2 protein-coding genes are annotated in these 2,016 nt (G+C 37.0%); both read right to left on the bottom strand.

Translation table 11 applies throughout. From position 1 onward, the window contains the following. Positions 1-671: 671 nt before the first annotated feature. Complete coding sequence (locus GC093_RS36730; protein WP_312886643.1) at positions 672-842, bottom strand: tyrosine-type recombinase/integrase; 171 nt, start codon at positions 840-842, stop codon at positions 672-674. After that, the gene (locus tag GC093_RS30550) at positions 790-1,515 is read right to left on the bottom strand and encodes a tyrosine-type recombinase/integrase (RefSeq protein ID WP_312886642.1); all 726 of its coding nucleotides are present in this window, start codon (positions 1,513-1,515) and stop codon (positions 790-792) included. Before GC093_RS30550 ends, GC093_RS36730 begins: the two co-directional genes overlap by 53 nt. Between the last annotated feature and the right edge of the window lie 501 nt (positions 1,516-2,016).

The raw sequence follows: 2,016 nt of genomic DNA, 5'->3' as shown, positions 1-2,016 counted from the left end.
TGATGTTTCATAATAAAATATAAAACAACGCCCACAAAGCCGCGACACTCCGTTGTTTTTGTTTCAGAATTAAAAACATTTTGGCAATTACTCAATCCACAAAGCAGCTCTGTTTCAAAATTTTTTATAATAGAAAAACTACTTAAATGTATTATATGCATAAATATTCATGCGATTTTCGATACAGCTATTGCTGATATAATGTGGCAAATAAGTTTTGAAGAATTTTTTACAAATGCCTATTGGTGTAACTTAACCCATAAATTTGCCGCTTTGGAAAGCTTATGCTTCCAATTTACCATGGCAAACTTATGCTTCCTAATACAAAAAGTCCTTGAAAATCAAAGACCTCTGATAAAGCTAAATTCAATTTGTGTTCCGATCTTATTTCTATGTCTTTGGGACAATTGAAAATGAACTCCGCATTAGTAGCAATATTACAAGACCTATTCAAGGCATAGGAATGAATGAGATTAATGATGATAGGCGCTCGCATTCTACGAGTTCAAATTACCCATGCTATAAAGGAACATCGTACAATAGCGATTGGAAAAATGCTGATATTAATGCAAATCATAAACCGATTTATAAAGATATCTGTCATCATTTACAATCAACTCAAGACAATTTATACGCATCATTGCTACTTTTTCGTTAGCCTCACATGGATACTAAAAATAACGTCGATACAATTCTCTCCGTCGATCACCCCGCAACTGAGCATATATTTGAGTGGTTGAAGCTTTTTCATGCCCAAGCATCCCTTGTATAAAGTCCAATGGTGCACCGTTATCCAGCAGTTGACAAGCATAGGTATGACGAAAAACGATGTGGGTATACATTTGCAGATACTTCACCTCGCGCTGCCAACAGTTTTAATGAGTGACGGATCGTTGGGATACTCAAACGGCGGATAGGATGACTTTCAGTGACGAACAACGCTTTACTGGAATCCTCACGACTCTCAAGGTATCTTTTTAACCACACCTTGCACTCTGTCGTAAAATATACTTCCCTCTGTTTGGAACCCTTTCCATTTACTATTACCGAGCAGTTTTCCCAGTTGATGTCTTCAATATTTAATTTCTGTACTTCGCCGACGCGGCAACCCGTACAATACAGAAATTCTAGAAGAGCATGCTCACGTGGTGAATGACAGGAAATCTTGAGATGGATAACATCTTCTTCAATCAGAAATTTGGGAATTCGTTTATCCATCTTTGGTTCTCTCAGCTTAAGGGATGGATTTTTAGGAATATGACCTTCTTCAAAAGCAAAACGAAAAAGAGAACGAGCAAATCGGATCCGATGTCCTAAACTGCTTGGTTTTAATCGCTCTGTTTGTTTGGCCAAATAGTCTTTTAGCAGATTTAAAGATATCTCCTCGATTTGGAGATTACCCATTTCGCGGATCAACATCTTTAGCTGAAGAGAGTAAGCTTTTAATGTGTGAGGACTGAACCCCAATACTCGTTTATCGGCTTCATACAGCATCCATAACTCGTTTAATTTCATAGCAAAACCCTCCCAATTCATCTAATAATTCTAGCTTTACTAGAATCGGGAGGATTTAATCTGTCTATATTTATCTTTTTCAAAATAATTATGATAAGACGCTGATTGAATCTAAGTGCCCGTGAACTTACTAACAAATCTCCAGAACAACGTCAACTATAGAACCTTCAGACTTTGAACGTATGCGTGTATTTCAACAGCCTACCTCGATCTATTTACAAGGTGAACTAATAGGTGAGAATGTAATAATTCAATCTCATGATGATGAATTCGTATTAAGCACCAATAGAGTACGGTACGTTAAGGCAAATTGTCAATTTCTAGTCTACCGAAGCAAACTGGCCTTTTGTTGTTCAACTATAGTTCCCAGTTAGCGCAATACCTACATTTCCGTTTGAATAAGTGCCAATGAAAAAGAAAAAGGACGTACACAACGTTGCGGGAACTCCAGCGTTCTGACAAAGTGTGCTCAATTTAATTTGAAAATTCTCTGTTCAAATA

Origin of the sequence: Paenibacillus foliorum, from assembly GCF_013141765.1 — a bacterium.
In the GTDB taxonomy this organism is placed as follows: Bacteria; Bacillota; Bacilli; order Paenibacillales; family NBRC-103111; genus Paenibacillus_S; species Paenibacillus_S foliorum.
Note: the sequence above shows the minus strand (reverse complement) of the source record. Positions and strands in the feature narration are given on the sequence as shown.